The sequence below is a fragment of the Streptomyces odontomachicola genome (assembly GCF_039605595.1).
GTDB lineage: Bacteria > Actinomycetota > Actinomycetes > Streptomycetales > Streptomycetaceae > Streptomyces.
The window spans coordinates 155124-181931 of sequence record NZ_JBCFOK010000008.1; the positions used below are offsets into that span (position 1 = coordinate 155124).

The 26808-nt window shown below is 71.3% G+C and carries 25 protein-coding genes; 14 read left to right on the forward strand and 11 right to left on the reverse strand.

What is annotated here, in order from left to right; all coding sequences use genetic code 11:
* Positions 1 to 453 precede the first annotated feature (453 nt).
* Positions 454 to 2730 carry a PP2C family protein-serine/threonine phosphatase gene (locus tag ABEE00_RS16980; protein ID WP_345746341.1) on the forward strand — a complete coding sequence of 759 codons (2277 nt, stop codon included), beginning with the start codon at positions 454 to 456 and terminating at the stop codon, positions 2728 to 2730.
* Between the two features lie 462 nt (positions 2731 to 3192).
* On the opposite strand, the gene ABEE00_RS16985 is transcribed toward ABEE00_RS16980, so the two are convergent.
* Positions 3193 to 3840, reverse strand: a complete 648-nt coding sequence (locus ABEE00_RS16985; RefSeq protein WP_345746342.1) for a hypothetical protein — start codon at positions 3838 to 3840, stop codon at positions 3193 to 3195.
* Positions 3837 to 3974 carry a hypothetical protein gene (locus ABEE00_RS16990; protein WP_345746343.1) on the reverse strand — a complete coding sequence of 46 codons (138 nt, stop codon included), beginning with the start codon at positions 3972 to 3974 and terminating at the stop codon, positions 3837 to 3839. Before ABEE00_RS16990 ends, ABEE00_RS16985 begins: the two co-directional genes overlap by 4 nt.
* A 165-nt stretch (positions 3975 to 4139) precedes the next feature.
* Between ABEE00_RS16990 and ABEE00_RS16995 the strand changes: the two genes are divergently transcribed.
* Positions 4140 to 5207 carry a hypothetical protein gene (locus ABEE00_RS16995; RefSeq protein ID WP_345746344.1) on the forward strand — a complete coding sequence of 356 codons (1068 nt, stop codon included), beginning with the start codon at positions 4140 to 4142 and terminating at the stop codon, positions 5205 to 5207.
* Between the two features lie 76 nt (positions 5208 to 5283).
* Here ABEE00_RS16995 and ABEE00_RS17000 read toward each other — a convergent pair whose 3' ends face one another.
* The 3 genes from ABEE00_RS17000 to ABEE00_RS17010 all read right to left on the reverse strand — a co-directional run bounded on the left by ABEE00_RS17000 (position 5284) and on the right by ABEE00_RS17010 (position 6868).
* The gene (locus tag ABEE00_RS17000) at positions 5284 to 5544 is read right to left on the reverse strand and encodes a hypothetical protein (RefSeq protein WP_345746345.1); all 261 of its coding nucleotides are present in this window, start codon (positions 5542 to 5544) and stop codon (positions 5284 to 5286) included.
* 100 nt (positions 5545 to 5644) lie between these two features.
* Positions 5645 to 5881 carry a chaplin gene (locus ABEE00_RS17005; RefSeq protein ID WP_345746346.1) on the reverse strand — a complete coding sequence of 79 codons (237 nt, stop codon included), beginning with the start codon at positions 5879 to 5881 and terminating at the stop codon, positions 5645 to 5647.
* Between the two features lie 99 nt (positions 5882 to 5980).
* Positions 5981 to 6868 (reverse strand): helix-turn-helix domain-containing protein, encoded by an 888-nt coding sequence (locus ABEE00_RS17010; protein ID WP_345746347.1) that lies wholly within the window; start codon positions 6866 to 6868, stop codon positions 5981 to 5983.
* Positions 6869 to 7011: 143 nt separating this feature from the next.
* On the opposite strand from ABEE00_RS17010, the gene ABEE00_RS17015 reads away from it, so the two are divergent.
* Complete coding sequence (locus ABEE00_RS17015; RefSeq protein ID WP_345746348.1) at positions 7012 to 8070, forward strand: NAD(P)-dependent alcohol dehydrogenase; 1059 nt, start codon at positions 7012 to 7014, stop codon at positions 8068 to 8070.
* A gap of 107 nt (positions 8071 to 8177) precedes the next feature.
* On the opposite strand, the gene ABEE00_RS17020 is transcribed toward ABEE00_RS17015, so the two are convergent.
* Complete coding sequence (locus ABEE00_RS17020; protein ID WP_345746349.1) at positions 8178 to 8729, reverse strand: PadR family transcriptional regulator; 552 nt, start codon at positions 8727 to 8729, stop codon at positions 8178 to 8180.
* 185 nt (positions 8730 to 8914) lie between these two features.
* Here ABEE00_RS17020 and ABEE00_RS17025 point away from each other — a divergent pair, with 185 nt between their 5' ends.
* Positions 8915 to 10327 (forward strand): carotenoid oxygenase family protein, encoded by a 1413-nt coding sequence (locus ABEE00_RS17025; protein ID WP_345746350.1) that lies wholly within the window; start codon positions 8915 to 8917, stop codon positions 10325 to 10327.
* A 23-nt stretch (positions 10328 to 10350) separates the two neighbouring features.
* Here the strand turns inward: ABEE00_RS17025 and ABEE00_RS17030 are convergent, their stop codons facing one another.
* Positions 10351 to 11307: a 2-dehydropantoate 2-reductase gene (locus ABEE00_RS17030; protein WP_345746351.1), complete on the reverse strand. Its 957-nt coding sequence runs from the start codon at positions 11305 to 11307 to the stop codon at positions 10351 to 10353.
* Positions 11308 to 11470: 163 nt separating this feature from the next.
* Here ABEE00_RS17030 and ABEE00_RS17035 point away from each other — a divergent pair, with 163 nt between their 5' ends.
* On the forward strand, positions 11471 to 11890 hold the full coding sequence (locus ABEE00_RS17035; RefSeq protein WP_345746352.1) for a hypothetical protein: 420 nt from the start codon (positions 11471 to 11473) through the stop codon (positions 11888 to 11890).
* Positions 11891 to 11962: 72 nt separating this feature from the next.
* On the opposite strand, the gene ABEE00_RS17040 is transcribed toward ABEE00_RS17035, so the two are convergent.
* The gene (locus ABEE00_RS17040; RefSeq protein ID WP_345746353.1) at positions 11963 to 12640 is read right to left on the reverse strand and encodes a histidine phosphatase family protein; all 678 of its coding nucleotides are present in this window, start codon (positions 12638 to 12640) and stop codon (positions 11963 to 11965) included.
* A 145-nt stretch (positions 12641 to 12785) separates the two neighbouring features.
* A complete protein-coding gene (locus tag ABEE00_RS17045) occupies positions 12786 to 13220 on the reverse strand; it encodes a MarR family winged helix-turn-helix transcriptional regulator (protein ID WP_345746354.1) in 435 nt (144 codons plus the stop codon).
* A gap of 172 nt (positions 13221 to 13392) precedes the next feature.
* Between ABEE00_RS17045 and ABEE00_RS17050 the strand changes: the two genes are divergently transcribed.
* From ABEE00_RS17050 to ABEE00_RS17060, 3 genes are all read left to right on the forward strand, one after another.
* Complete coding sequence (locus tag ABEE00_RS17050; protein ID WP_345746355.1) at positions 13393 to 13914, forward strand: phenolic acid decarboxylase; 522 nt, start codon at positions 13393 to 13395, stop codon at positions 13912 to 13914.
* 184 nt (positions 13915 to 14098) lie between these two features.
* The gene (locus ABEE00_RS17055; protein WP_345746496.1) at positions 14099 to 15799 is read left to right on the forward strand and encodes an SPFH domain-containing protein; all 1701 of its coding nucleotides are present in this window, start codon (positions 14099 to 14101) and stop codon (positions 15797 to 15799) included.
* Between the two features lie 8 nt (positions 15800 to 15807).
* A complete protein-coding gene (locus ABEE00_RS17060) occupies positions 15808 to 17139 on the forward strand; it encodes an SPFH domain-containing protein (RefSeq protein ID WP_345746497.1) in 1332 nt (443 codons plus the stop codon).
* A gap of 82 nt (positions 17140 to 17221) precedes the next feature.
* Here the strand turns inward: ABEE00_RS17060 and ABEE00_RS17065 are convergent, their stop codons facing one another.
* A complete protein-coding gene (locus ABEE00_RS17065) occupies positions 17222 to 18898 on the reverse strand; it encodes a chitinase (protein ID WP_345746356.1) in 1677 nt (558 codons plus the stop codon).
* Positions 18899 to 19078: 180 nt separating this feature from the next.
* Between ABEE00_RS17065 and ABEE00_RS17070 the strand changes: the two genes are divergently transcribed.
* From ABEE00_RS17070 to ABEE00_RS17095, 6 genes are all read left to right on the forward strand, one after another.
* Positions 19079 to 19951, forward strand: coding sequence for an SAM-dependent methyltransferase (locus ABEE00_RS17070; RefSeq protein WP_345746357.1), 873 nt, complete (start codon positions 19079 to 19081; stop codon positions 19949 to 19951).
* 99 nt (positions 19952 to 20050) lie between these two features.
* Positions 20051 to 21415 (forward strand): MFS transporter, encoded by a 1365-nt coding sequence (locus ABEE00_RS17075; RefSeq protein ID WP_345746498.1) that lies wholly within the window; start codon positions 20051 to 20053, stop codon positions 21413 to 21415.
* Between the two features lie 35 nt (positions 21416 to 21450).
* Positions 21451 to 22647 carry an anhydro-N-acetylmuramic acid kinase gene (locus tag ABEE00_RS17080; protein ID WP_345746358.1) on the forward strand — a complete coding sequence of 399 codons (1197 nt, stop codon included), beginning with the start codon at positions 21451 to 21453 and terminating at the stop codon, positions 22645 to 22647.
* A gap of 76 nt (positions 22648 to 22723) precedes the next feature.
* On the forward strand, positions 22724 to 23056 hold the full coding sequence (locus ABEE00_RS17085) for a PadR family transcriptional regulator (RefSeq protein ID WP_345746499.1): 333 nt from the start codon (positions 22724 to 22726) through the stop codon (positions 23054 to 23056).
* Positions 23053 to 24126, forward strand: a complete 1074-nt coding sequence (locus ABEE00_RS17090) for a hypothetical protein (RefSeq protein WP_345746359.1) — start codon at positions 23053 to 23055, stop codon at positions 24124 to 24126. The genes ABEE00_RS17085 and ABEE00_RS17090 overlap by 4 nt, the downstream gene beginning before the upstream one ends.
* A gap of 170 nt (positions 24127 to 24296) precedes the next feature.
* Positions 24297 to 25346: a glutathione S-transferase family protein gene (locus ABEE00_RS17095; protein WP_345746360.1), complete on the forward strand. Its 1050-nt coding sequence runs from the start codon at positions 24297 to 24299 to the stop codon at positions 25344 to 25346.
* A 142-nt stretch (positions 25347 to 25488) separates the two neighbouring features.
* Here ABEE00_RS17095 and ABEE00_RS17100 read toward each other — a convergent pair whose 3' ends face one another.
* Complete coding sequence (locus ABEE00_RS17100) at positions 25489 to 26742, reverse strand: DUF1266 domain-containing protein (RefSeq protein WP_345746361.1); 1254 nt, start codon at positions 26740 to 26742, stop codon at positions 25489 to 25491.
* Positions 26743 to 26808 lie beyond the last annotated feature (66 nt).

Consider the following 26808-nt stretch of genomic DNA (forward strand, 5'->3'; position numbering starts at 1 on the left):
TGTTGACCTTAACGGCGGTTCCTCCGGTGATTGCTGCTCCGAACATCGCTACAGGTGGGACTGCCGCAATGTGATCAGTGAAGATAAGGACGATGATCGCCAAGGCAGTGAGTGTGCCTGCCAGTGCGACGGCCCAACGCATGACGTGAACGGTCGGGCTGATTCGCCCGGATCGGCTGCTGGGCTTGGCTCGGGCCATCATGCTGTGCTCCTCCGGGGCGCTGAAGCGATGTACTGCTCTTGTTGACGCATCTGACGATGCGCCTGCGCACCGGCCTCACCAAGCGGTTTGATGTTGTTCAGGCGACAACGCAAGGTTGTTCTGAACAATCACCTGGGGGTACAAGGATGGGTACGAAGCGGCCGGGGCGGCCGTGGGCCCCACCGCGGGGCCGCTGCCCGGAGATCAACCACATAGCCGAGGCGGTACGAGCCTGGCTAGATGAAACGTCAATGACCGTTGTCGCCTTTCACCAAGCCCTGACCACGGAGCACTTCCGCGACCAACGTGTCCCGCCGCTGCGCAAGTTGCGTGACCTACTATCTGGTGACGGCCTGCCCTGGGAACTAGTGGAAGCAGCAGCAGACGTCTGCTTCCCTCATGAACGCGCGGCCAACACTGCTGCTCGTCTCGCCCCCCTCAAAGAGCTGTGGCGAGCCGCTCAGGCAGCACAGGCAACGCCGACTGGCGGCGAGGCGCTGCCGGCTGTGACGCGTGAACTCCTGGAAGCCAAGGACCGAGCCATCGCTGCCTACCAGGAGATTGACCGGGCACGGCAGGCATACCAAGCCAGTGAGCAAGGGCGCCTACAAGCGCTGCAAGCGGCAACTGTGGTACTTGCTCTGCTCGGTCAGTCGCAATCCAAGATCGCCGAGCTGAAGCGAGAGATCGATGCTCTCCAGGGACGTGCCACACCTGCCCCGGATCAACTAGCGACGGCTCAGAAGCGTTTGGAGCGGGCTGTGGGCCAAGAGCAGGGGCTGCGTAACGAACTGGCCCGCGCCGAGCACGAACGCGATACCGCACAGCAGGTGGCGGACCATGCCGCTCGGCGGATCAATGAACTGGAAGACGAGGTCGCCTGGCTTAAGTCACAGGTGGGCGGCGAGTACGAAGAGGCTTCACTGGCGCCTGCAGTGTTGCCTGGCACCGAACGGGTGACCGATGGTGGAGATGACGCCGCGTTGGACGATGTCGACCGCACACTCGACAAGGTCCGTGCCTATCTCGATCTTGGACACGAAGCCATCCAGGAAGCTGCCGACGAAGTCGGCTGGTCAACTACACATCAGACAGAACAACAAGACGTCACAGTCGTGACCGGACACGTCGTTGAGGACACGCAAACGCAAGCTGAACCCAACCGACCGGACACGTCAATGTTGTCCCGAACTACCCGGGACAACCAAGAACCTGCAGGTGAGGCACCTACGGGCACGGACCGCCACCAGTACGTCGGCGCTGCAACTCGACGTATCGCACGGGGAATAGACCTCGACGAAACACTGCTGGGGCTCTGCCACGCAACAGTGCCAGCGTTTTCTGACACGGCTCTAGTGTATTTACGTGACCCGCTTCCGATAGGTGAAGCGCGACCAGTCGGCCCACTCGTACTGCAGCTTCGACGCGTGAGAGAGATACCAACAGAGTCCCCAAATGACTGCGGAACACGCACCGAAACGCCCGCAGAAAGAGTGACCGTCAAACTCGGCGAACCATTGGCAGAGGTATTGCGTAGCGTGCGGCCCGTACTGGGAACGACACAGGAGGCCACGGAATCTCTGCGGGAAATATTCGGGTCTGCCGTTGAGCCGACAACCGGAAGTCGATCCATAATAGCACCGCTGCGCGGGCGCCGCAGAGTGATCGGCATGGTGGTATTTCAGCGTACCCTTGAGCGGGAAATATTCGAACCTGAGGATCTACTGATCGCCGCCCAGCTCGCCACACACGCCGCACTGGGCGTAGAGAAGTCCACTCCTACACAGGAGGGCGACTTCGCGGACCACCTACAGCGAAGCATGCTGCCGATGGAGTTGCCAAATTCCACCAAAGTGGAACTGGCTTCTTTCTATCTACCAGTGGAGAATACAACAAATACTGGCGGCGACTGGTTTGACGCGATTCAGCTCGAAGACGACCGAGTTGGCTTGGCAATTGGGGATGTAGCAGGGCGTTCCGCAACCGCAGCCGCACACATGGGGCAACTGCGCACCAGCATTCAGGCGATGGCCGAGATGGAATCTGCACCCAACGAACTACTTCGGCGTCTCGACATTCAGGCACAACGTCTAGACATCGGAAAATTGGCTACATGTACGTACGCCATCTACAATCCGAACCTCAACCGCGTCACGCTGGCAAGCGCCGGACATCCACCACCTATTATGTTGCACCCTAACGGAGTGACCGAAGTCTTGCCTGTACCGCCTGGTCCACCAATTGGGGTTGGCGTGATGACTAGAAGGCACTTCCCATGTGAGGCCGTGGAGCACAAAGCACCACCTGGATCAATACTTATATTGTATACAAATGGGCTAGTCGCCTCGCGAACTCAAGAAATTGAAGACGGAATAGAAAAACTTTGCCTGTTGCTCGAAAAATTCACGCGCAACACAAATAAGCCAGTATCGCTGGATGGGCTGTGTGATGCAATCTTGGATACACTAAATCCTGGTGACCGAGATGACGATATGGCCCTGCTTGTCGCTCGCCAGCGCGGAACCTAGGACGCACCAATTCGACATGCACACCTGCGGCACCGTCAAGCCGCAGCAGCCTCACGTCAGGGCCGATCCCCGCGCCCCAGGAGACGGACCGGACCTCGTTGTCATCGCTGCTGCCATCCAGCGGTCTCACTCCTGGTCTCATTCACCGACGTCCGCGCCAGGCCGGGGCCGGTCACCCTGTCCGCCGCGTACCAGCTCAGCCCTCATTCGAACACTCTCGAACGCCAACTGGCAGACCTGCCAAGCGAGTTACGCGGGTTCGATTCCCGCCACGGCCTCTTGGAAGGGGGCGGTCCCGGGAGGGGCCGCCCCCTTGAGCGTTCCTGGCGGTACCTGCGGTGTGCGTGTGTCACCAGTGGGTCAGGTCGTGGACGGAGACGCAGTACGGGTCCGTCGCGTCGGAAGGGTTGAAGGCGAGCTCGCCGTCTTCCACCAAGGTGGGCAAGGCGGCGGCCAGGCCGGTCAGGCCCGGGGTGACGGCGCCGTTCTCATCGCGCAGACGAACGTCCAGGCCAGTGATGTCGGGCAGGTGGTGGCCGTCCACGTACGGCGAGCGGTGCTCGCGTCCAACAGCAGGAAGCCTCGCAGCCGCAGCCAGCCCTCTGACTCCTGATCAGCCCCCGCTCGTGCGGAGGGAGAGGGGAGCAGGTCGACCACGGCCGCGCGCAGGGCGTCGGCGAGCGGGAAGACCGGCGCCTGCAGGAAAGTCCGGATGGCTTCCTGCGCATCCAGTACGGGGATTCCGGAGGCGTCCCGCGGCGCGCGGTCCACTCGACTGGGCAGTTCCTCCAAGCGGATGAAGTGCCGCAGCGCGGCACACAGTTCATCACCGGGGACGTTGCTGCCGTGGTCATCGGTCAGCGGCACGTCGCAGGCGAAAGAGGCATCGAGGCGGTGTCCGTCCCACAGCACGACTCGGCCCGCACCACGCCGTTCAGGCGGATCAAGCGCTCCCCTGACCAGAAATGCCGTGCTGGCAGAAAGAGGTTCGGCGACGAACCGCAGCATGCTGTGCGACAGATCGCTCTGGAGCTCGGCGAGGCCTTTGTCGTCCCAGTGCGCGGCCGGCTCACCTTCGGCAGCCGACTCGCTGCCATGCCCGGTGCTCATGTGTTGTTCACCGCGTCGGGGCACGTGTTGTGGGCCACACGCTGGCAGTACGCGGTGATGGTGCCGATCTTTTGGCTGTCGTCGGCGAGTTTGTACCTGCCGTCTTCGGTCTTGTAGTAGTTCTGCACGATCACCGACCGTCACTGTCCTTGCTGGTGAACTTCTCCACGCTCCAATGATTGGTCTCGTGTCGGGCGGCCTCCACCCCGTCGGCGCCTCCGACCGCCTGGGGAGAGAGGGAATATAGGGCGGGCGCTGAGACTCCGGGGCGGGTATTCCCGACCTTCACGGAGGACTTCATGAGACACCAGAGACGCTTGGCGCGGTCGGCCGCCGCCGCGTTGGCCACCGCCGCGCTGGCCGTCACGGGGCTCACCGGCCTCGCCCCCTCGGCGAGTGCGGCGGCGCAGGCCTGCACGTACCGGCCCAGCCAGTTGCCCGTGCCGAGCGGTGCCACCGCCGGTGCCGTAACGACGGTGGCGGGCAAGGACCTCTTCGCTGGGGAGATCGAGTATCCGGCCGCCTCCCGGCTGACGAAGAGGCACGCGGCCATCTGGTCGGGCGGCAAGGTCACCGACCTGGGGACCGTCCCCGACGCCGACTACACCCTGGGCGTCAACGACATGAACGCCTCCGGCACCGCGGTCGGGTACGGCTGGAAGCTCACCGGGTCCAGCGAGGGCTGGCCGCTGGGGACGAACTACCCGTTCCGTTCCCGCGACGGCAAGCTGGAACAGCTTCCGGTGCCCGAGGGGGCGTACGGCCTCGTGGCGCAGGCGATCACGGAGAACGGGGACATCTACGGCGACGGATACCTCACCAACCCCAATTACCGCGAGGTCTTCTTCTGGCCCGCCGACAAGCCGGGGACCGTGACCCGGCTGAAGGGGTTCCCTCTCGGCAGCCGCGTCGAGGGCGTCGACACGGACGGAACGGTCGCGGTGACGGCGGTGAACGATCCCGAGGGGACCACCCGCCCCTACCTCTGGAAGGACGGAGTCGCCAAGGCCCTCACGTTGCCGTCCGGGGCGACGAACGCCACCATCTCGTCGATCTCCGGTGGCACGGTGGTGGGTGACGGCCAGACCGCCGACTTCAACCGTTTCGCCGTCACGTGGGGCAAGGACGGCCAGCCCAGGAAGCTGCCCGACGGCTATGGGACCAGCGCCGTCAACAGCACCGGTCTGATCCTCGGCACCTCGGGCAGAACCCACTCCGCCAAGCTGTGGCAGGGCACCTCCGCCCTGAGGACCTTGAGCGGCGACGGCCAGTTCTACACCCTCGGCGACGACGCGACCCTGGCCGGCGCGAACGCCCCGGCCGGCACCTCCTACCCTCGCTTCCCCGCCATCTGGCGCTGCTCCTGACCCCCTCAGCTTTGTCGGGGCCCGGGCGTCTCGTCCGGGCCCCGACATCACGGGCAGCTGAGGCTTCGAGTGGCAGTCAGCCGCCGAAGGTCGCTAGGAGGACGACCGGGTACAGCAGCGCGACGGCGCCGGTCGTCAGGGCAGCGATGCACTTGATGCGGTTGGTCCGCTGGAACAAGCCGGCGGAGGCGAGGGTGACCGCGAGGGCGCCGCACAGCACCGGGATCGCGATGCCGGCGTAGGAGGCCAGCACCGCGGTGATCAGGCCGACGACGCCGAGGACGAGCGAGACGGTCCCGTACATGGTGGCCGGGCTGTCCGTGCTGTCGGAGGTCATGACCCAAGGCTACGCGCGAGGCGACCGGGGAGGGTGCGAGCCCCGCATGCGTGAGGGGGCGCCCCCGCAGGGACGCCCCCTCGACAACGGAGCCTCAAGCTCAGCCGTTCGCGCAGGTGTTGCCGAAGGTCGGGTTGAGGAGGCCGACCACGTTGATCGAGTTGCCGCAGGCGTTGACCGGGATGTGGACCGGAGCCTGGATGTTGTTGCCCGAGGCCACACCGGGGCTGCCGATGGCGGCACCCTGGGCGCCGGAGTCGGCGGAGGCCGCGCCGGCGGCGCCGAGGAGGGCGGCCGCCGCGAGGGCTCCGGCTGCGAGGGTGGTGCGAACGCGCATGAGTGCTCCTTGTTGCTGGGCGTGTAACACCCAACACCCTGCGCTATAGCGGGAGTTGAGAAACGCCGAACGGACCTCCGCACCCCCGAATACACCCGATCAGGTGGCCTCGTCGGGGCGCGGTTCGTACGCGTGCGCGGACTCGGGCTCGCTCGCCGCCCAACTGGCCAGCAGGCGGAGGGACTCGGCGGAGGCGGAGCCCGGCTCCGCGTGGTAGGTGATGATCGCCTGGCCCGGGTCGCCGGGGAGGGTCAGCGTCTCGTACGAGAGGGTCAGCGGGCCCACCACCGCGTGGTGCAGGCGCTTGGCCCCGTAACTCTTCTCCCGTACGTCGTGGTCGGCCCACAGGCGGCGGAAGTCCTCGCTCTTCACGGAGAGTTCGCCGATGAGGGAGCAGAGGCGGGCGTCGTCGGGATAGCGGCCGGCGTCCAGGCGCAGGCTCGCGACGACGTCGGCGGCCTTGCGCTCCCAGTCGACGTACAGCTCGCGGGACGCGGGGTCGAGGAAGACCAGCCAGGCGAGGTTGCGGTGGTCGGGCGGCAGCGCGGGGAGGTGGTCGGCGACGAGGGCGCGGCCGAGCCTGTTCCAGCCGATGATGTCGAGGCGGCGGCCGACCACATAGGCGGGGACGCCCTCCATCGCGTCGACGAGCTGCTGGAGCTCGGGCCGCACCCGCTCCGGGCGCGCGGGAGCCCTGCGGCGCCGGGAGACCGGGCGGACCAGGTGGGTCAGGTGGTCGCGCTCGGCGGCCGAGAGCCGGAGCGCGCCGGCGATGGCGTCGAGGACGGCGGTGGAGACGTTCTGCCCTCGCCCCTGTTCGAGACGGGTGTAGTACGCCACACTGACCCCGGCGAGCTGCGCCAGCTCCTCGCGCCGCAGCCCGGGGACCCGGCGGCGGCCGCCGTGCTCGGGCAGCCCGACGTCCTCGGGCCGCAGCCGGGCACGCCGCGACCGGAGGAACTCGCTCAGTTCGGTGCGCTGGTCCATGCCTTCCACTATGCGACGAGCGTCTACGCGGCGTGGACGCCGAGGGTGGTACTGCCGGTGGTAGGCACGCCGGGCGTAGGCACCGCATGCGTAGGCTCAGCAGGGTTCTGGCTGGTCAGAGGCTTGCCAGGCACGGTGGAAGCATGACGAGCAAGACTGTTTCCGCCTACGCCGCACCGGCACCGAAGGCTCCGCTGGAGCGCACCACCATCGAGCGCAGGGCGCTCGGTGAGCACGACGTCCTCATCGACATCAAGTACGCGGGGATCTGCCACTCCGACATCCACACGGCCCGCTCCGAGTGGGGCGACAACTCGGACGTCTTCCCGCTCGTGCCCGGCCACGAGATCGCCGGCGTGGTCTCCGAGGTCGGCCCGGGCGTCACCGCGTACGCCGTCGGCGACCGCGTCGGCGTCGGCTGCTTCGTGGACTCCTGCCGCGAGTGCGAGAACTGCCTCGCGGGGCTGCAGCAGTACTGCACCGGCGAGACCGGCATGATCGGCACCTACGCGGCGACCGGCCGGGACGGGCAGCCCACCCAGGGCGGCTACTCCACCGCCATCGTGGTGGACGAGAACTACGTCCTGCGCATCCCCGAGGGCATCTCGCTGGACGCGGCCGCACCGCTGCTGTGCGCGGGCATCACCGTGTACTCGCCGCTGGCGCACTGGGGCGCGGGCCCCGGCAAGAAGGTCGCCGTGGTCGGCCTCGGCGGGCTCGGGCACATGGCCGTGAAGATCGCGCACGCGATGGGCGCCGAGGTCACGGTGCTCAGCCAGTCGCTGCGCAAGAAGGACGACGGGCTGCGGCTCGGCGCCGACGACTACCGCGCGACCTCGGACGACGCGACCTTCACCGAGCTCGCGGGCGAGTTCGACCTGATCGTGAACACGGTCTCGGCGAACCTGGACATGAACGCCTACTTCGGGCTGCTGCGCACCGACGGCACGCTCGTCCAGCTCGGCGTGCCGGAGAACCCGCTGCCGGTCGTGCCCTTCGCGCTGATCGGCGCGCGCAGGTCGTTCGCCGGTTCGCTGATCGGCGGCATCCCGGAGACCCAGGAGATGCTGGACTTCTGCGCCAAGCACGGGATCGGCTCGGACATCGAGGTGGTCAGCGGCGAGCAGATCAACGAGGCATACGAGCGGGTGCTCTCCAGTGACGTGCGCTACCGCTTCGTGATCGACACCGCCACGATCTGAGGCACCGCCTCCGGCGGTCCCGGCCGCCCCCGCTTCAGCGGTCCGAGTGCAGCATGCACTCGGACCGCTGTCGTACGGAGCGGTACGCAGCGAAGGCCGGGCGGCGCTTACGCCCTGCTCTCCAGCAGCTCCGCCGTGCTCAGGCACCACGCCCTCGTGTCCGACTCGTACGCGCGCCCCCGCAGGCACGTGAGGTACGGGCCGACGCGGGCCGCGGTGCGCAGGTAGCTCTCCTCGTCCTCGCCGCCCCGCAGGTGGGCGAGGATCTTCTCGTACAACTCCAGCTTCGCGTCGGCGAGTTCGGCACGCGCGCGCAGTTGCCCGATCACCTTCTCCGCGCCGATGTGGTCCACGGCGTGCACCTTCACCAGCAGGTCGTCGCGGATGAAGGAGGCCCGCATCGGCTGGGCGGCGAAGCGCTCCAGCTCGGCCATGCCCGCCTCGGTGACGGTGAACAGCCGCTTGTTGGGGCGGGACTCCTGCACCACTTCCCTGCCCCGTACGAGGTCGGCGGCCTCCAGTTTGGACAGCTCGAGATAGAGCTGCTGCGGCGTCGCGTGCCAGAAGTTGGCCATGCCGCTGTCGAAGGTCTTGGCCAGCTCGTATCCGCTGCACTCGTCGTCCAGCAACGCCGTCAGCACCGCGTGGCGCAGCGCCATCTCTCCGCTCCCTTCCCCGCGCACCGCCCCCCGCCGGGCCGGTCACTCGTCCACGACAGCATAGACAAAGGTGTGAGTAGTCAGTTTATTGACTATGTGCCGCGGCGCGCGCAGACTCCACCGCGTAGGCACACCGCCACTGCGCAACTCCAACTGCCCCGCGGGGCACGACGACCGGAGACGAGATGGCCGAGTACACGAACCCCTACAGCGGCGGCTTCAAACCGGTACGCGAGGAGGTCACCGCCCACGATCTGCCGGTGACCGGACGCATACCGGCCGAGCTGAACGGCCGCTACCTGCGCAACGGCCCCAATCCGATGAACCTCGACGACCCGACTCTGCACCTGTTCCTCGGCGAGGGCATGGTGCACGGCGTGCGGCTGCGCGAGGGCCGCGCCGAGTGGTACCGCAACCGCTGGGTGCGCTCCGAGCACGTCGCCTCCGAGCTGGGCGAGCGGCACCCCGGCGGCGCCTCCGTGAACCTCGGCGACGCCGCCTGCAACACCCATGTGATCGGTCACGCCGGGCGCACCCTCGCGCTGGTGGAGTCGGGGCCGCGCCCGTACGAGCTGACGTACGAGCTGGACACCGCGAGGCGCGGCGACTTCGGCGGGACGTTGCCCGGCGGGTACACGGCGCACCCCAAGCTGGACCCGCGCACGGGCGAACTGCACGCGGTCTGCTACCAGTTCGGCGACGACCAGGTCCGCTATCTCGTGGTCTCACCCGAGGGCAGGGTGACCAGCAGCATCGGCGTTCCCGCCGCGCACCAGCCGATGATCCACGACTGCGCGCTGACCGAGCGCTATGTGGTGCTGTACGACCTTCCGGTCACCTTCAGCGAGGAGCTGGCGCGCGGCGGCGCCCAGCTTCCGTACGCGTGGAACGAGCGGCGGCCCGCGCGCATCGGCCTGCTGCCGCGCGCCGGTACCGGTGCGGGGGTGCGCGAGGGGGCGGCCGAGGGCACGGGCGTCCCGCAGTGGTTCGAGGTCGAGCCGTGCTGGATCTTCCACACGCTGAACGCGTACGACGAGGGCGACGCGGTCGTGATCGACGCGGTGCGCTACGACCACATGATGCGCGACGCGCGTCTTGAGGGCAGTCCGCTGCCCACCCTGGACCGCTGGACGCTGGACACCGCGACGGGCAAGACGACCCAGTCGCGGCTGGACGACAGGCCGCAGGAGTTCCCCACGGTGAGCCCGGCGGCGGTGGCCGGAGCGCACCGGTACGGCTACGCGGCGGTGACCCCCGACATCAACACCCACCTCACCGAGCAGCAGGAGCTGTCGAGCCTGCCCGACGACGCCTTCGGCGACGCGCTGCTCAAGCACGACCTGACCGCGGGCAGCGCGCAGCGGCGGCCGTTCAGGAGCGGCGCCTATGCGGGCGAGCCGTTCTTCGTACCGTCGGCCACGGCCGCGGCGGAGGACGACGGCTACGTGATGTCCTTCGTGCACGATCCGGACCGCGGTGCGACCGACCTGCTGATCCTCTCCGCGCAGGACTTCACCGGGGACCCGGTGGCCGCGGTCCACCTGCCGGTGCGCGTACCGCTGGGCTTCCACGGGAGCTGGGTGCCGGACGCGGCGTGAGACGCGCGGCGCCGAGGGCCCGACTACGCCCCGGCGCCGCGCAGTTCGCGGTCCACCGCGCGCAGCAGGGTCAGCAGCATGCGGTTGAGCGGTACGTCGATGCCGTGCCGCGCGGCCGCCCGTACGACGGCGCCGGTGATGTGCTCGTGCTCCAACGGGCGGCCGGCCAGGCGGTCGTAGAGCATCGAGGTGCCGCCGTCGGGCGGGACCGAGGCGTTCTGCTTGAGCGCGCGCCGCACGTCGTCCTCGCCGACCTCGGCGCCCTCGGCGCGCGCCACCGCCACCGCCTCGCGCAGGATGTCCTGCGCGAGCGCGCGCACCTCGGGCTCGGCGAACAGGCCCATGCGCTGCTGGAGAAGCGAAGTGAGCGGATTCGCGGCCAGGTTGGTGAACATCTTGCGCCACGCCGCCGTCGTGAAGTCCGGCACGGGCCGCACCTCCAGGCGGCTCCCGGCCAGCAGCGCGGCCAGCCGGTCCGCCGCCTCGCCCTCGGGTACGTGGAGGTGGTTGGCGGTGTGGTGGACGATGCGGCCGGGGCCCGTGCGCTCGACCGCCATGAACGCGAGGGTCGGCAGCAGCGCGGTGCCGGGCGGCACCAGGGGCGCCACCCGCTCCTCGTGGTCGACGCCGTTCTGCACGACGGCGACGGTGGTGCCGGGGCCGCAGAGCGCCCGCAGCCAGCCCTCGGCGCCGGGGGTGTCCTGCGCCTTCGTGGTGAGGAACACCCAGTCGGCGTGCGGGGGCCGGCCGTTTTCGCTCAGCTCGTCGGGGCTGGTCACGACGCGTACGGGCGCGTGCACTGTCTCGCCTCCCGTGTGCACGGTCAGCCCGTCCACGGGGGTGCGGACGCACAGGGTCACGTCCGTCGCCGCCGGGCCGCACTCGTACGCGAACGCCGCGAGCAGGCCGCCGATCGCGCCGCCGCCGATCACCGCCACCCGCGCGGGAGAGGCGGCGGAGGGGGTGGGTGCAGGATGCATGCGGGAATCCTAAGCACCCGCTCCCGGCGCGTGAACAGGTCTTCTCCGAGGGGCCAGGGAAGGTTCCGGGTCTGAACGGGTGATCCTGGAGCGCCGCCGCAACCTGTGAGCCGCCCCCTCGCGTGAGGGGAGGCAGCACCACAGTGAGAGAGAGGCGGTCACCATGACCGATCTGCACGCCATGCCCGAGCGGCCCGCGCACGCCGTGCCGGAGCGGCCGTCGAGCGCGGCGCGGCGCCTCGCGGCGAGTGACGCGCACCGGCTCACGCTGCAGAGCAAGCTCACCGAGTTCGGCATCCCGCCGGCGCCCGAGGACCGGGGCGCGCTGCGGCAGTTGGCCGAGCTGGACGACGTGTCGGTGGACGCCGTGATCCGCTGGCTGACCTGCGCGGCCGAGCTGGCGGCGCGGGCTTCGCGTGTGCGGGCCGGGGTGTACGGGGCGGGGACGGCGGCCGAGGGGGCTGCGGCCCCGGCCCCGGCCCCGGAGCGGCGCGCGCGTGCGACTGCCGAACCGCCTCGTACGGCTGCCGACCCGCGCATCGCGCCGGATCCGCGCAGCGATCCCCGGCTGCTGTCCTGGTAAGCCGTTCCTGGCAAGCCGTTTGTCCTGGTAAGCCGCTACCGCGCGGCCCGGTCAAGCCCTCTCCCCCTCGGCTCAGCGCCCCGGCTCCACGATGTCGGCCGCCGGGCCCTCCGCGTACGGGTCCGCCAGACCGGTGCCGCCGACCGGGGCGTCCTCCCAGGTCAGCGCCTTCCAGCCCTGGCCAGGCGCGCCGTCGAGCACGACCACTCCGGTGTTGCTCAGGGGGTGGGCCGCGGCGAACTCCACGTCGAGGTTCTGCGCCCGGGCCGCCGTCCACATGCGGATGGCCGCGCCGTGGCTGACCAGCGCTGCGGTGCCCTCGCCGCCCGGCAGCGCGCGGTGCGCCTCGGCGACGACCGCGTCGAAGCGGGCCAGCGCCTCGTCGCCGCTCTCGCCGCCCGGCATGCGCAGCGCGGTGTCGCCGCCCGACCACGCGAAGGCGGTGGACATGTACGTGTGCGCCGCCTCGTCGTCGGTGCGCATCTCCATGTCGCCGGCCGACAGCTCCCTGATGCCCTCGCGGATCTCCGGTACGAGGCCGCGCGCCGCGGCCAGGGGTGCGGCGGTGAGCTGGGTGCGGACCAGCGTGGACGCGTAGAGCACGGCGATGTCCTCGCCGGCCAGCGCCTCGGGCAGCGCGGCGGCCTGCCGTTCCCCCAGCTCGGTCAGTCCTGGCCCCGGCGCGCCGGTGTCCAGCGCGTGCACGAGGTTGGAGGGGGTCTGGCCGTGGCGGATCAGCAGGAGGCGCATGCGGGTTTCTTCCGTGCGGTGACTGTTTGGGCGGTGACTTTTTTGTACGGGGCACGTGACGGTGCCGCCCTATACGTCGTACGCGGCGAAGCCACCGCCTGTAAAGCCGCCCCCGTGCCCGGGGCCCGCTCCGCACAGCGGCCGCTCAGCGCTCGCTCAGCTCCGTCGTCAGGCGCTCCAGGGCCGGAAGGGCCTCGGCCAGGGTGTCCCGGTCCTTGCGCGGGAGGCGCGCGAGGGCCTGCTCGATCGCGTCGCGGCTCGCCGCGTCGTAGCGGTCCAGGAGTTCACGGGCCCGGTCCGTCGCCGTGAGCTCGACGGCCCGCAGGTCGGTCTCCGAGGCCTGCCGCCGCACCAGCCCGTCGGCCGTCGCCGAGCGCACCAGATTGCTGACCGTCGACGGGGAAACCCGGAGCCGGGCGGCGACGGAACGGGTGCCCAGCGGCCCCCAGGCGACCAGAACGCGCAGCAGCTCGATGTGCGCCTCGGGCAGGTCGGGCAGGTTCTCGGCGGCCCGGGTCGAGCGCAGCACGGCGCGGCGCAGCGGCCCGAGCAGCCGGCTGAGGTCGGCGGCGGTGTCCATGCGGCGATTCTCCCAGCGGCGATCACCTCCACCGCACACCTGCCCCTGCTCCTGCTGCTCTCCTGCTCCCTGCTCTCGCGAAACTGTTTTGCAGCAAACTTGTTTTGTGGCAAACTCAAATACGGAGGGGGAACGGGAGGGGACCACCGCACGACCGCCCGAAGGAGGCACCATGTCCACCACCGTCACCGAGCCCGTCCTGGAGCAGGACCTCTCCGGCATCACGGGGAAGCGCTTCATCTACACGTACGCGAACGGCTGGCAGTACGAGATGTACGTGAAGAACGCGCGGACCATCGACTACCGCATCCACACCGGGATGGTCGGCGGGCGCTGGGTGAAGGACCAGGCCGTCGACCTCGTACGGATCGACGACGACGTCTACAAGGTGTCCTGGACCGAGCCGACCGGCACCTGCGTCTCGGTGAACGTCTCGCCCGCCCGGCGCCTGCTGCACGGCGTGATCTTCTTCCCGCGCTGGGTCGAGGAGCACCCGGAGCGCACCGTCTGCTTCCAGAACGAGCACCTGGCCGAGATGGCCGCCTACCGCGAGGCGGGGCCCGCCTACCCCGTGCACGTCGTGCCGGAGTTCGCGCGCATCACCCTGTTCGAGGACGTCGGCGAGGATGACGAGAGCGTAGTCGCCGTCGGCCCCGCCGACCTGCCCGCCGGATTCGCCGACCGCGCGAACTGAGGGGCAAGCGGCGCCAGTTGGGCGCCGCTGACACGGTCGGGTGCGGTCGGCGCGTGCTTCGCTGACGCGTCCGGGGGTGCCACCAGGTCACAGTCCAGTGACCCCGGGCGGGGGCCCTGCACCGCGGTGATTCGCGTGGTGTTGGGTGGGCGTAAAGATCCGCAGCGTGAACGAAGGGGGAATCGTGGCGCGGAGCACGACCGCACAGCGGGCCGCACAGGCCGCCGCCTCGGTGGCAGAGGGCGCCGACCCGCAGGAGCTGGCCGAGGAGGAAGTCCGCAAGCGGGCCAAGGGCTCGCGCGGCGGCGGAAAGGGACGGCGCGGCGGGAGCCAGGGCGCCTCGGGCGACGGCTCCAGGGACGACGGGCTCGACCCGAGCGACTTCCCCGGGGCGCGCGAGCACGACGGCGGCATCGACACCTATATGTCGGAGCAGACCGTCCCGCTCGACCAGGCGGGCGAGGAACTCAACCGCAGCGAGCAGCGCCGCGAGGAGGGGCAGAAGGTCCACGCCATCTGCCCCATGGTGCTCCCCAAGGGCCGCTCCCTCGTCAGCATGCTGCCGGTGCTCCTGCTGCTCGTCCTCGGTGCCGTGGGCAGCGCCGTCGTCGGGGCCACCGGAGCGGCGGTGCTGACCAACCCGCTGTTCGGGGTGCACTACTGGGTGCTCTCGCTGCTGGCCGTCGGCTTCGTGTGGTGGAAGCAGGGGATGGTGATGGTGCCCGACGGGTGCCAGGCGCTGATCACCCGCTTCGGGAAGCTGGAGCAGGTGACGGGCCCGGGCCGGGTCATCCTGCTCAACCCGTGGAAGCGGGTCTCCTACATCATCAACACCACCCGCGAGTACCCGTTCAACGCGCCGGTCCGTGAGGCCCCCACGAAGGGCGGAGTGCTGGCGTCGATCGACCTCTTCATCCAGTTCCGGATCAGCGACCCGGTGGAGTTCGTCTACACGCTCGGCGCCGTGCGCGGCTTCCAGGAGAAGCTGAACAACGCCGTGAGCGAGACGATCCGCAGCCTCATCTACGAGCAGGAGGCGTCCGGGATCTACGACATGGTGGGCGAGGACACCGGCCGGCTGCTGGAGCAGCTCAACGGCCAGTTCAGGCCCGCGGTCGAGCTGACCAACGCGAACATCACGCACGCCGAGCCCTCGGACCGCGCCTACCGCATGGACCTGGCCGCCCCCGAGATGGTGCGGGTCGCGAAGGAGGCGTACACCCACGAGTACGCGCTCCAGCTCCGCAAGGAGCAGGACGAGGGCGACCTGACCAAGGAGCTGGCGGGTCAGCAGGAGGAGCTGTCCGCGATCCAGGCCGAGATCGCGCAGTACCAGGCGCAGATGGACACCGCCGTGGAGCGGGAGACCAACCGCGCCGAGGCGCTGGCCCGCCAGCGCTACGTACAGGCCGAGTCGGAGGCGAAGGCCAACGCGGCGCTGCTGGAGGCCCAGTCGCTGGACATCCGCGCGGTGACGGCGGCCGAGGCGCCGGAGATCCTGGAGTACCGCTACCAGCAGCAGGTCCTGGACACCCTGGAGAAGGTCGCCGACCACCTGCCGCGGCTGGTGCGCATCGGCGGCACCGCCGAGGAGGCGGGCGTCGACTTCCTCGCGCTGGCGCGCGAGCTGGTCGGCGAGCGCGGCGCCGAGCTGTTCGGCGAGGGCGACATGGCCGCGATGCGGGACCGCCTGCGGGAGGTCTCGGAGCGCATCGCGGAGCGCGAGCCGCAGATCAGGGAGCTGCTGGAGGCCGAGCGCCCGACGGTGCCCGGTACCGAGGGCGAGACGGAGTCCGGTGAGCCCGGGCCCGCTGAGCCCGGCCCCGGCGCACACGTACAGCACGCGCAGCACGCCAGCGACGTCGACGAGGAGGCCGGTCAGTGAAGTCCCGCATGAGGTCGGTCATCTCGGAGAAGGTGGCCCCCTGGAACGAGGTCGCGCAGCTCCTGCGCAGCGGTGAGGCCGGACACCTGGTCCCCGTGATCATCCCCAAGCACCGGCAGCGCCTGTGGTGGATGCTGCCGCTGTGGCTCGGGGTCTTCTCCGTGCTGTCGGGCGTGATGCTGAGCATCGGCGCGGCCGGCGCGGACAGCGGCCTGTCCACGGCCGCGTACGGGACGCTGGCCACGGTCGCGTACGTGGCGGGCGTCGCGCTGCTGGTCATCGGCGTGCTGTGGTGGTGGCGCTCCTCGATCGTGGAGATCGAGCAGGGCACCGTCGGCATCCTCACCCACTACGGCGCGATCACCCGCACCCTCGACCCGGGCCGCCACTACCTGTGGCACCCCTGGTCGCGGGTGGACTTCGTGGTGGACGTCGCCACCGAGAACCCGTACTCGGCGCCCGTGGTGGCCTGCCCGACCCGGGAGAGCGTGCCGCTGCGCTCGATCGAGTTCTTCCTGAAGTTCCGCATCACCGACGCGGTGCTGTTCGTACGGTCCATCGGCGCGGGCAACTTCGACCTGGTGCTCTCCAGCGCGGTGCAGGACGCGATCCGCCAGCGCGGCCGCCAGGTGCAGACCGAGAGCGCCTACGACCTGCGCGGCTCGGACGTGGCCGACATGCAGAACCTGCTCAACAGGCAGCTGGAGCGCTACGGCGTGCGCGTCACCGGCAGCAACATCCCGGACGTGCAGCTCCCCGCGCAGTACCAGCAGCACCTGGCCACCCAGGAGCGGATCGCCAAGGAGCGGACCGCGTACGAGCAGGAGTGGGGCCTCAACCGCAAGCGCCGCATCGACAGCCTCACGATGGACATCGAGCGCGCCAAGAAGGTGCGCGACGCCCGCATCGTCGAGGTCAAGGCCGCGCTGAACAAGGCCCGCGAGGACGTCGCCGACCTGCTGGAGCGGCAGGAGACCGAGGCGCAGCGCGTGCGCTTCGAGATCGAGACCGGCGGCCGCAGCGGCCTGATCTCCGCTGAGAACGAGGCGCGCGCCCAGCGCGCGCTGGCCACCGCGTACCGGGACAACCGCGCGGTGCTCCAGTACGAACTGGCGCGGCGCCGCCTCGAAGTGGGCGCCGAGCTGGCCGGCAAGGCGCCGCAGCCGGTCGTGGTCCGCACCGACGGCGGCTCGGGCGGCGGCGACACCTCGGCGCTGTCCACGCTGCTGGCCGCGCAGTTGCTGCCCGGCCTGAGCGGCACGGCGCACGCCAACGGCGGCGGCCAGCTCTCGCAGAGCGCGCTGCGCGCGGCGGCGGACGCGGCACGCAACGAGGAGTAACGGGGCGGGAAACCTCCCCGTACGGGCGGCCTGCGGCGCGATACGCCGCAGGCCGCCCGTGTTGCGCACGACAGGTGTCTCTTTACGGCAGCCCGTGCACGTGCGGCCCCACCACGCTGGACCACGCGTTGCCCGCCGTCGCGTCCCAGTTGGTCGACCACGTCATCGCGCCGCGCAGCGCGGGGTAGGTGCGCGGCGGCTTGAAGGAGCCGCATCCGGTGCCCCGCGCCAGGAAGTCGAGCGCGCTGTTCACGGTCTGCGGGGAGACGTAGCCGCTGCCCGCTCCGCGCGGCGAGGCAGGCACGCCGAGGCCGACCTGCGAGGCGTCGAGGCCGCCCTCGAGCTGGATGCAGGCGAGCGCGGTCAGGAAGTCGACCGAGCCCTGCGAGTAGACCTTGCCGTCGCAGCCGAGCATCGAACCGCTGTTGTAGAACTGCGTGTTGACCACGGTGAGGATGTCCTTCACGGCCAGCGCGGTCTTGAAGTACTCGCTGGACGTGGACTGCATGTCGAGGGTCTGCGGCGCCATGGTCAGCACCAGTCCGGCGCCCGCCTTCGCGGAGAGCTGCCGCAGCGCCTTCGTCATGTACGTGGAGCTGAGCCCGTTCTCCAGGTCGATGTCGACGCCGTTGAAGCCGTACTCCTTCATCAGCACGTACGCGCTGTCGGCGAAGGCCGTCGCCGCTGCGTCGCTGTTGACCGCGACGTTGCCCTTCTCGCCGCCGACGGACAGCACGACGCTCTTGCCCGCGGCCTGCTTGGCCCGGATGTCGTCCTTGAACTCGTCCACGGAGCCGTAGCCGACGGCCGGGTCGAGCGTGAAGTCGATCTTCCCAGGCGTGGCCGTGGCGTCGGCGAAGGAGACGGCGATGATGTCGTACGGGTCCTGCACGTCGCGCAGCTTCTGCACGGCCGCGCCGTTGTCGAAGTTCTGCCAGTAGCCGGTCACCGCGTGCCGCGGCACCCCGGGCCCCGGATTGCCGCCGCCGTCCTTCGTGGTCGCGGTCACCGCGGCCGACTTGGGCGACTCGCCCGCGTCGTTGGCGGCGGCCACCTGGAAGGAGTACGAGGTCTTCGCGCTCAGCCCGCTCACGGTGGCCGAAGTGCCGGTGACGGACGCGGCCTTGGCGCCGTCCCGGTACACGGTGTACCCGGTCGCGCCCTTCACCCCGTCCCAGGCGAGCGTCACCGAGGAGGCGGTGGTGCCGGTGACGGCGAGGCCGCTCGGCGTGCCCGGCACGGTGGGCCCGGGTCCGCCGCCCGCGTCGGGCCCGAAGACGGAGAGGTCGTCGGCGTAGTAGGCACCCTGCCCGTACCAGCCGTGCGTGTAGAGGGTGACCGAGGTCGTGCTCGGGCCGGTCTTGAAGCCGGTGGTGAGCTGCTTCCAACTCCCGCTGTCCGGCGTCCAGGTGGAGACGTCGGTGGTGCCGGTGCCGGACACCCCGAGGTACGTGTAGCCGCCCTGCACCCACCCGCTGACCTTGTAGGTGGAGTCCGGCTTGACCGCGACGGTCTGGGTGCACCTGGCGTTGTCCTGGCCGGCGGGGGTGGCCTTGAGCGCGGCGGTGCCGCCGTGCACGGGGGATCCGACGGTGCTGCCGCTGCCGCCCGAGCAGCTCCAGCCCGCCAGCCCTGACTCGAAGCCCCCGTTCCTGGTGGCCTCGGCGTCGGCGGCCTGTGCGGCGCCCGCCCCGGTGAGGACGGTCGCCGCCCCCAGTGCGAGGGCGACGGCGCCCCCGGCCCATCTTCGTAACGGCACTGCTGCCTCCAAGCGGAGAGGGAAGGCGGCGCGCGCCGCCGCGCGCAAAACTGGTCCAGACCATTCCTCCTGTCAAGGCTTCCGGCAGCGGATGTTTTCCAGAAGCGCCGCGACCGCCGGAGAGCCCGCGCCTAGGCTGACCGGCACCGAACCCCCACGAGCCGCACAGGAGTTGCCCTCATGCCGGACCCCATTCCGGACCCCTCGTCGCAGCCCTCGCCCCGGCCCTCCTCCCAGCCCTCGTCCGACCCCTCGCCGCAGCCCTCGCCCCCTCCCCCGCCGGAGATCGACACATCCGTCCCGCACTCGGCGCGGATCTGGAACTACTGGCTGGGCGGCAAGGACAACTACCCCGTCGACCACCGCGCGGGCGACGAGTTCGCGGCGCTCTTCCCCGGCATCGTGGAATCCGCGCGCGGCGCACGGCAGTTCCTCGCCCGCGCGGTGCGGCACCTCGTGCGGGAGGAGGGCATACGCCAGTTCCTCGACATCGGCACCGGGCTGCCCACCGTGGAGAACACCCACGAGATCGCCCAGCGCGCCGCCCCGGAGTCCCGCATCGTCTACGTCGACAACGACCCGCTCGTGCTCATGCACGCCCGCGCCCTCCTCACCTCCACCCCCGAGGGGGCGACCGCCTACGTCGACGCCGACCTGCACGACCCGGAAGCGGTCCTCGAAGCGGCCGCGCGCACGCTGGACCTCACCCGCCCCGTCGGCCTGATCCTGCTCGGCGTCCTGGGCCACGTACCGGACGACGCCGAGGCGCGGGCGATCGTGCGGCGGCTGCTGGACGCCGTCCCGCCCGGCAGCTTCCTGGCCCTGAGCGACGGCACGGACGTGGACGCGGCGCGCAACGAGGCGCACGAGCGCTACAACAGCAGCGGCGCCGACCCGTACCACCTGCGCACCCCGGAGGAGCTGCGGAGCCTCTTCTGCGGCCTGGAGCTCCTGCCGCCCGGACTGGTCCCGGTCAGCCGGTGGCGCCCGGACGCGGAGACGACGCCGAGCAGGTCCCTCACCTCCTACGCGGGACTCGCCCGTACGGAGTGAGGCCGGCGGCGACGCCGGGGACGCGCGGCGGCGTACGGCGTGCGCGCCGAGGCGAGCGGGTATCAGGGGTCCGTGACATCACAGGACAGTGAGAGAGCGGTGAATCCGCAGGCGGCGACGCACACGGACGGCGGGCCAGCGCGGCCCTCGCGGCGGGCGCTCGTCGCCGGTTCGGCGGGGAACTTCATCGAGTGGTACGAGTTCGGCGTCTACGGCTACTTCGCGACCGTGATCGCCGCGAACTTCTTCACCCCGCACGGCGGCGGTGAGCTGGAGGCCCTGGTCAAGACGTATGCGGCCTTCGCCCTCGCGTTCTTCTTCCGCCCGCTGGGCGCGGCCCTGTTCGGCCGCGTCGGCGACCGCGCAGGGCGCCGCCCCACCCTCATCCTCGTCCTGCTCGTGATGACGGCGGCGACCACGCTGATCGGCGCGCTGCCCACCTACGCCACGGCGGGAGCGGCGGCGCCGTGGCTGCTCACCGTGCTGCGCGCGGTCCAGGGGCTGTGCGCGGGCGGCGAGTTCGGGGGCGCGGTGGCGGTGCTGACGGAGTTCGCGCCGCGGGGAAAGCGGGGGCTGTACGGGGCGTGGCAGTCCTTCACCGTGGGGCTCGGGCTCCTCGCGGGCGCCGGATTCGCGGCGGTGCTGGCCCTCGCGATGGACGAGACGGCGCTGAACGCATGGGGCTGGCGCCTCCCGTTCCTGCTGACGCTCCCGCTGGGACTGGTCGCGCTGTGGGTCAGGCTGAGGCTGGACGAGACGCCCAACTTCGCGCGAGCGAAGGGGGCTTCTGGCCCGCCGGAGGCGGCTTCCGGCCCGTCGAAGGAGGCCGCGCGGGTACGGGGCGAGCGCGCGGAACCCGCCCCTCCCCTCCGCACCCTGGGGGCCATCGTGCTCGGCGCGGGCCGCATCATGGGCTGGTCGGCCGCCGGTTACACCTTCCTGGTGGTGCTGCCCTCGTACCTCCAGTCCACGCTGGACGCCAGCTTCCAGCAGGCCCTGGTCGCCACCGCGCTGGCCAACGCGGGCTTCACCGCGGTGATCCTCCCGGCCGGGCACCTCAGCGACCGGATCGGGCGGCGCGCCGTGATGCTCACCGGCGCCGTGCTGGTGGTGCTGCTCTCCCTCCCCCTGCTGCGCCTGCTCCAGGACAAGGACGCCTCGCAACTCGCGCAGGGCGCGGGCGTGTTCGCGGCCGGGGCGGTGGTCGGGCTGATGGCGGGGCCTGGACCCGCGATGCTCTCGGAGATGTTCCCGACCACGGTCCGCTACACGGGCCTGGGCCTCGCGTACGCGCTGTCCAACGCGGTCTTCTCCGGCTGCGCCGGCCTCATCATCACCGAGGCGGTGAACCGCACGGGCAACGCCGACATCCCCGCCTACTACGCCGCGCTGGCCTGCGTACTCAGCATCCCGGCCCTGCTCACCCTGCGCGGCGGCGCACACCGCCGCGCCCTCCACGACTGAAGACCGCGCCCGCACCCAGGAGAAGGAGCACCACGTTGCGCGTGATCGGCCTGATGTCCGGCACCTCCTACGACGGCATCGACGCCGCGGCGGCCGACCTCACCAGGGAGGGCGACGCGCTGGTGCTCTCCCCGCTCGGCTCGCTCACCTGCCACTACGGCGAGGAGCTGCGCGCCCTGCTGGCCGCCGCGCTGCCGCCCTCCCCCACGAGCCTGTACGACGTGTGCCGGCTGGACACCCTCATCGGCCGGTCCTTCGCGGGGACGGCGGAGCGCGCCGTGCGCGAACTGTGCGGCGGCGAGGCCGACTTGGTGGTCTCGCACGGGCAGACCGTCTACCACTGGGCGGAGGGCGGCCGCGTGCACGGGACGCTCCAGCTCGGCGAGGCCGCGTGGATCGCCGAGGGCACGGGGCTGCCGGTGGTCTCGGGCCTGCGTACGCGGGACGTCGCGGCGGGCGGTCAGGGCGCGCCGCTGGTCAGCGCCGTGGACCTGCTGTGGCTGCGCGGGCGCCCGGGCACACCGGTCGCCCTCAACCTGGGAGGGATCGCCAACCTCACGGTCCCGCACGCCGACACACCCCTCGCCTTCGACACGGGCCCGGCCAACGCGCTGATGGACGCGGCGGTCGTACGACTCACCGGCGGCGAGCGGCACTTCGACCGGGACGGCGCCCTCGCGGCCGCGGGCCAGGTGCACGAGCCGCTCCTCCGTACCCTGCTCGCCGACCCGTACTACGCGCTCCCCGCGCCCAAGACCACCGGCAAGGAGCTCTTCCACCCCGGCTATCTCCGCGACGCGCTGGCCTCCCTCGGCGAGGACGCGGAGAAGATCTCCGCCGAGGACCTGCTGGCCACCCTCGTGCGGCTCACCGCCGTGACCGCCGCGGACGCCATCCGCGGCGCCGGGGCCACCGAGGTGATCGCCTCAGGCGGCGGCACCCGCAACCCCGCGCTGCTGGCCGCGCTCCGCGCCGAGCTGGGCGCCGGGGTGCCCGTACGGCTCTCCGACGAGCTCGGGCTGCCGTCCGCCGCGAAGGAGCCCTTCGCCTTCGCCGTGCTCGGCTACCTGACCGCGCACGCGCTGCCCGGCACGGTCCCCGCCTGCACGGGAGCCCGCCACGCGAGCGTGCTCGGGAGCCTCACGCCGGGCGCGTACGGCTTCCCCCGCGTACCACCGGAGGCACAGGCGGCGCCCGCGATCGAGCGGCTGCGCGTCCACGCGCCCGCCTAGCCGGGACTCCCCCTTCGTGCCCCCCTCTGGCATATCTTGCTTTACAAGATATGCTGCCCCCATGGCAGCCAGGGATATGACGCGGACGGCGTTCTTCGTCCTCACCGTCCTCGCGGACGGGCCGCGGCACGGGTACGGGATCGTGCGCGAGGTGGAGGAGCTCTCCGAGGGGCGCGTCCAGCTCCGCATCGGGACGCTGTACGGGGTGCTGGACCGGCTCTCCGGCGACGGCCTGATCGAGCTGGACCGCGAGGAGGCGCACGGCGGACGGCTCCGCCGCTACTACCGGATCACCGAGGACGGCGCGGCCGCCCTGTCCGAGGAGGCCGAACGCATGGCGCTCGGCGCGCGCACCGCCACCCGGCGGATCGCCGCGCGGCGCCCGGGACTCGCCGGAGGAGAGGCATGACGAGCCTGCTGGAGCGGCGGTACAGGTCGGCACTGCGCCTCCTCCCCGCCTACTACCGCGAGCGGCGCGAGGACGAGATGGTCGAGGCGTTCCTCGACGGCGCCGAGGAGCGCAGCGGCGCACGGGACGCGGCGTCCGCCGAGGCGGCGCGCGAGGAGATGCGCCCGGCAGCGGGCGAGCTGGCGAGCATCGCGGTGCTCGCCGTGCGCACCCGGCTGGGCGCGGCGAAGGGCCCCGGCACCCCCGCGCGGTACGCGGCGGCCGGCGCCGCGGTGCGGATGTTCGGGCTGCTCGGGCTCCTGCTGCACGCGGCGAACGCAGTGACGGAGCGCGCGCTCGCGCTGGCCTGGCTGCAGGGCGCCTCGGTCGGTGACCGCGAGACGTACCTGGGGGTGTTCACCGGCCACGGCCTGCCCTCCTCCCTGCGCGAAGTGGCCCAGTGGCTGCTGCCGTTGTGCTGGGTGGGCGCGTACGCGGCGCTGACGCGGGGGCACCGGCGGGCCGCACTGTCCTTCGCGGTGTGTGCGGCGGTGCCCGCGCTGCTTTCCGTAGTGGACCTGGCCGACCTCGGGATGGCGCCGGACGCGCTGACCTTCGCGCACATCGCGCTCGGCTGGCTCACGGTGCTCGCGCTCTGCTCCGGCTTCCACGAGGACGCGCCCGCGCCGCGGCTGCCGCTGCTGCCGCCGGGCCAGGCGCTGCTGGCCATGTGCGTGCTGATGGGCGCCTCGGTCGCGGCGCTGCCGCCAGTGGCCGACGAGGTGTGGGCGCTGGCGACGGCCGTCCTCGCGCTGACCGTGCTCTGGTACGGGGCACGGGTGCGCGGCGCCGAAGCCACCGCCGACCCGGGCACGCCGCTCGCTCTCGCCGCGCTCGGCGCCCTCGTACTGGCCGTGCGCACCAGCGGGCTGCTCCTCTACCCCACCGGCGGACTGCCGCACACGATGCTGCTGTTCCTCTCCGTGCAGACCGCGGTCCTCGCGCTCGGCACGGTGGCGCTCGCGGTCTCCGGGCTGCGCCGGCTGCCTGCGCGTAAGCGGTACGGGGCCGAGGAGAGCGCCACGGGGTGAGCGGGGCGGGACCTCCGGCGCCTTGCCACTCTCCGTCCGGTACGCCACGTTTGCAGGGGGACCTCCCGCGGCAACCCGTCCGCCCGCGGGGTCCCGTACGGCGGCACGGCACGGCAGTACCGCATGGCACGCACGGTCGCTCGCAGCCCATACGAGAGGAGCGGACCGCCATGGCGTCCACGTCCACCTCCACCTCAGAACAGCCCGTCGGCGCGAACCCGGAGACCGACGCGAAGGGCGAGTTCGTCCGCTCCTCGCGGTTCTTCGACGCGCGGATCACCGCCGACGGCTCCTCGCCCTGGCCCGTGGAACCGGGCCGCTACCGGCTGGTCGTGAGCCTCGCCTGCCCGTGGGCGAGCCGCGCGCTGGTGGTACGGCGACTGCTCGGGCTTGAGGACGCGCTGTCCGTCGCGGTCGCCGATCCCCTGCAGGACGAGCGGAGTTGGCGCTTCACGCTGGACGAGGGCGGGCGCGATCCGGTGCTCGGGATCCGGTATCTGTCGGAGGCGTACGAGAAGGCCGAGCCCGGTTACGACCGCGGGGTCAGCGTGCCCGCGATCGTGGACGTGCCCAGCGGGCGGCTGGTCACCAACGCGTATCCGCAGATCACCCTCGACCTCTCCACGGAGTGGACCGCCCATCAGCGTGCGGGGGCTCCCGAGCTGTATCCGGAGGCGCTGCGCGAGGAGATCGACGCGGTCAACGAGCTGGTCTTCAAGGACGTCAACAACGCGGTGTACCAGGCGGGGTTCGGTGCCACGCAGGAGGCGTACGAGCGGGCCTACCACCGGCTGTTCGACCGGCTGGACTGGCTGTCCGAGCGGCTGGGGCGGCAGCGCTTCCTCGTGGGCGACACGATCACGGAGGCGGACATCCGGCTGTTCACGACGCTGGTGCGCTTTGACTCCGTCTACCACGGCCACTTCAAGTGCAATCGGCAGAAGTTGAGTGAGATGCCGGTGCTCTGGGCGTATGCGCGCGACCTCTACCAGACGCCGGGGTTCGGCGACACGGTCGACTTCGCGCACATCAAGCAGCACTACTACCGGGTGCACACGAACATCAACCCGACCGGGGTGGTGCCGGTGGGGCCCGACCTGGGTGGCTGGTCCGCCCCGCACGGCAGGGCGTCCCTGGGCGGCCGCCCCTTCGGCGACGGCACGCCGCCGGAGCCGCGGCCCGCGGCGGTGGGGCGCGCGTACGAGGCACTGCGGCCGTAGGCGCGGCCTGGCCCCGCTGGGTGGGGGGCGCTAGCGCTGGGGGCTGCGGTCCGCTGTGCCCACCCGTTCCGCCCCGACGGAACGAATGCCCACAGCTCGTGGGGGGGGAGGAGGGCGGCGCGGACAGCACCCGCAACGCACATCAGCCGTCCGCGTACGGGACCGTTCGCCAAGGGCTGTCCGGGTCCGTTGCCAAGGCCCGATGCGCAGCGAGCCCGGTGACGTACCACTCGCCGAACTGTTCCGCGTCGGCGGTGAGGCAGCGGCCCAGGAGGTAGCCCGCCGCGTACTCGTCCCAGGACGCGTACGCGGTCCGTGCCGCCGACCCCGCGCGCTCCAGCGCGCGCCGCGCCTCCTCCGCGCTCGCCAGCCGCGCGCCCATCCCCCGCCGCGCCGTCATCGACGCGCACCCCAGGTCCCACGCGGCGACCGACCGCACCGCCCCGTCGCCGGCGAGGATCCCGTCGGCGCGGAACCTCGCCTCGTACCGCACGATCGCGCCCACCAGCTCCCGCAGCTCCCGCACGCACGCGTCCAGCGCGGGGTCCTCTCCGGCGCGGACCCCCACCGCCGCGCGCAGCTCCGCCTCGACGCCCTCGCGCCAGCGCACCGGATCGGCCGTGCCGCCGTGCCGGGGCCGCGCACGGGGCCGGGCGCCCAGCACGAACTCCCAGTGCCAGGGCGACAGTTCGCGCCGCAGCAGCCGCTCCTGCACGTCCAGCCAGTCCTGCCGGGTGCGCACGCCCCAGCAGGCGCCGAGCCACTGGAGCTCGGCGCCGTGCCCGCGCCCGTGCCAGTCGGCGGCGTTCCACGGCTCGCCCTCCTCGTAGCAGGGCAGCGCGCCGCAGGCGAGGCCGTGCCGCAGATCGCCGGGCGCGGGCGTACCGGTGCGGCGGGTCAGCAGGCGGTTGCGCAGCGCCTCCGGATCGTGCAGCTCCTCGTGCAGCTCGGTCCACACCCGCCGCTCGTGCGGGTGCGCGGGGAAGAACCGGGCGCAGGGCGTCGCCGCGTTCACCGCGAGCACGTCCACGGCGCGCGGGCACGACCTGGCGATCTCGCCGAGGGTGGTGGCCTCGTACGCCAGATACGGGTGCGGGCGCGGCAGGACGCCCGCGGTGTAGACGTACGCGAGGGTGCGGCCGTCCTCCAGGCGGCGGGTCGCCAGCCGCCGCGAGGCGATGCGGCGGCGCCCGGTGCGGGTGAGCGGCACGGGGCGGTAGAGCCCCTCGGCGGCGATCCGCCGCAGATAGCCGTAGCTGTCGCCGCACCGCGCCAGCCGGTACAGCTCGCTCTCCAGATCGGTGGGTCCCTGCCACGGCCCCTGCCGCGGCGCCCGGATCGCCGGAACGGCGCGGTGCGGGCCCTCGTGGTCGTCCTGTTCGCCGGCTGTGTACACGGCTCCCCCTCCCTCGAAGCTCCGCAGGGCCCAACGAGGCGCGGGCGGGGGTGGTGACTGGTAGGG

What these genes read in the sequence shown, in the direction of transcription:
- ABEE00_RS16980 (WP_345746341.1), top strand. Translation starts at nt 454, where the DNA reads ATGACCGTTGTCGCCTTTCACCAAGCCCTGACCACGGAGCACTTCCGC.
- ABEE00_RS16985 (WP_345746342.1), bottom strand. Translation starts at nt 3,840, where the DNA reads ATGAGCACCGGGCATGGCAGCGAGTCGGCTGCCGAAGGTGAGCCGGCC.
- ABEE00_RS16995 (WP_345746344.1), top strand. Translation starts at nt 4,140, where the DNA reads ATGAGACACCAGAGACGCTTGGCGCGGTCGGCCGCCGCCGCGTTGGCC.
- ABEE00_RS17000 (WP_345746345.1), bottom strand. Translation starts at nt 5,544, where the DNA reads ATGACCTCCGACAGCACGGACAGCCCGGCCACCATGTACGGGACCGTC.
- ABEE00_RS17005 (WP_345746346.1), bottom strand. Translation starts at nt 5,881, where the DNA reads ATGCGCGTTCGCACCACCCTCGCAGCCGGAGCCCTCGCGGCGGCCGCC.
- ABEE00_RS17010 (WP_345746347.1), bottom strand. Translation starts at nt 6,868, where the DNA reads ATGGACCAGCGCACCGAACTGAGCGAGTTCCTCCGGTCGCGGCGTGCC.
- ABEE00_RS17015 (WP_345746348.1), top strand. Translation starts at nt 7,012, where the DNA reads ATGACGAGCAAGACTGTTTCCGCCTACGCCGCACCGGCACCGAAGGCT.
- ABEE00_RS17020 (WP_345746349.1), bottom strand. Translation starts at nt 8,729, where the DNA reads ATGGCGCTGCGCCACGCGGTGCTGACGGCGTTGCTGGACGACGAGTGC.
- ABEE00_RS17025 (WP_345746350.1), top strand. Translation starts at nt 8,915, where the DNA reads ATGGCCGAGTACACGAACCCCTACAGCGGCGGCTTCAAACCGGTACGC.
- ABEE00_RS17030 (WP_345746351.1), bottom strand. Translation starts at nt 11,307, where the DNA reads ATGCATCCTGCACCCACCCCCTCCGCCGCCTCTCCCGCGCGGGTGGCG.
- ABEE00_RS17035 (WP_345746352.1), top strand. Translation starts at nt 11,471, where the DNA reads ATGACCGATCTGCACGCCATGCCCGAGCGGCCCGCGCACGCCGTGCCG.
- ABEE00_RS17040 (WP_345746353.1), bottom strand. Translation starts at nt 12,640, where the DNA reads ATGCGCCTCCTGCTGATCCGCCACGGCCAGACCCCCTCCAACCTCGTG.
- ABEE00_RS17045 (WP_345746354.1), bottom strand. Translation starts at nt 13,220, where the DNA reads ATGGACACCGCCGCCGACCTCAGCCGGCTGCTCGGGCCGCTGCGCCGC.
- ABEE00_RS17050 (WP_345746355.1), top strand. Translation starts at nt 13,393, where the DNA reads ATGTCCACCACCGTCACCGAGCCCGTCCTGGAGCAGGACCTCTCCGGC.
- ABEE00_RS17060 (WP_345746497.1), top strand. Translation starts at nt 15,808, where the DNA reads ATGAGGTCGGTCATCTCGGAGAAGGTGGCCCCCTGGAACGAGGTCGCG.
- ABEE00_RS17070 (WP_345746357.1), top strand. Translation starts at nt 19,079, where the DNA reads ATGCCGGACCCCATTCCGGACCCCTCGTCGCAGCCCTCGCCCCGGCCC.
- ABEE00_RS17085 (WP_345746499.1), top strand. Translation starts at nt 22,724, where the DNA reads ATGACGCGGACGGCGTTCTTCGTCCTCACCGTCCTCGCGGACGGGCCG.
- ABEE00_RS17090 (WP_345746359.1), top strand. Translation starts at nt 23,053, where the DNA reads ATGACGAGCCTGCTGGAGCGGCGGTACAGGTCGGCACTGCGCCTCCTC.
- ABEE00_RS17095 (WP_345746360.1), top strand. Translation starts at nt 24,297, where the DNA reads ATGGCGTCCACGTCCACCTCCACCTCAGAACAGCCCGTCGGCGCGAAC.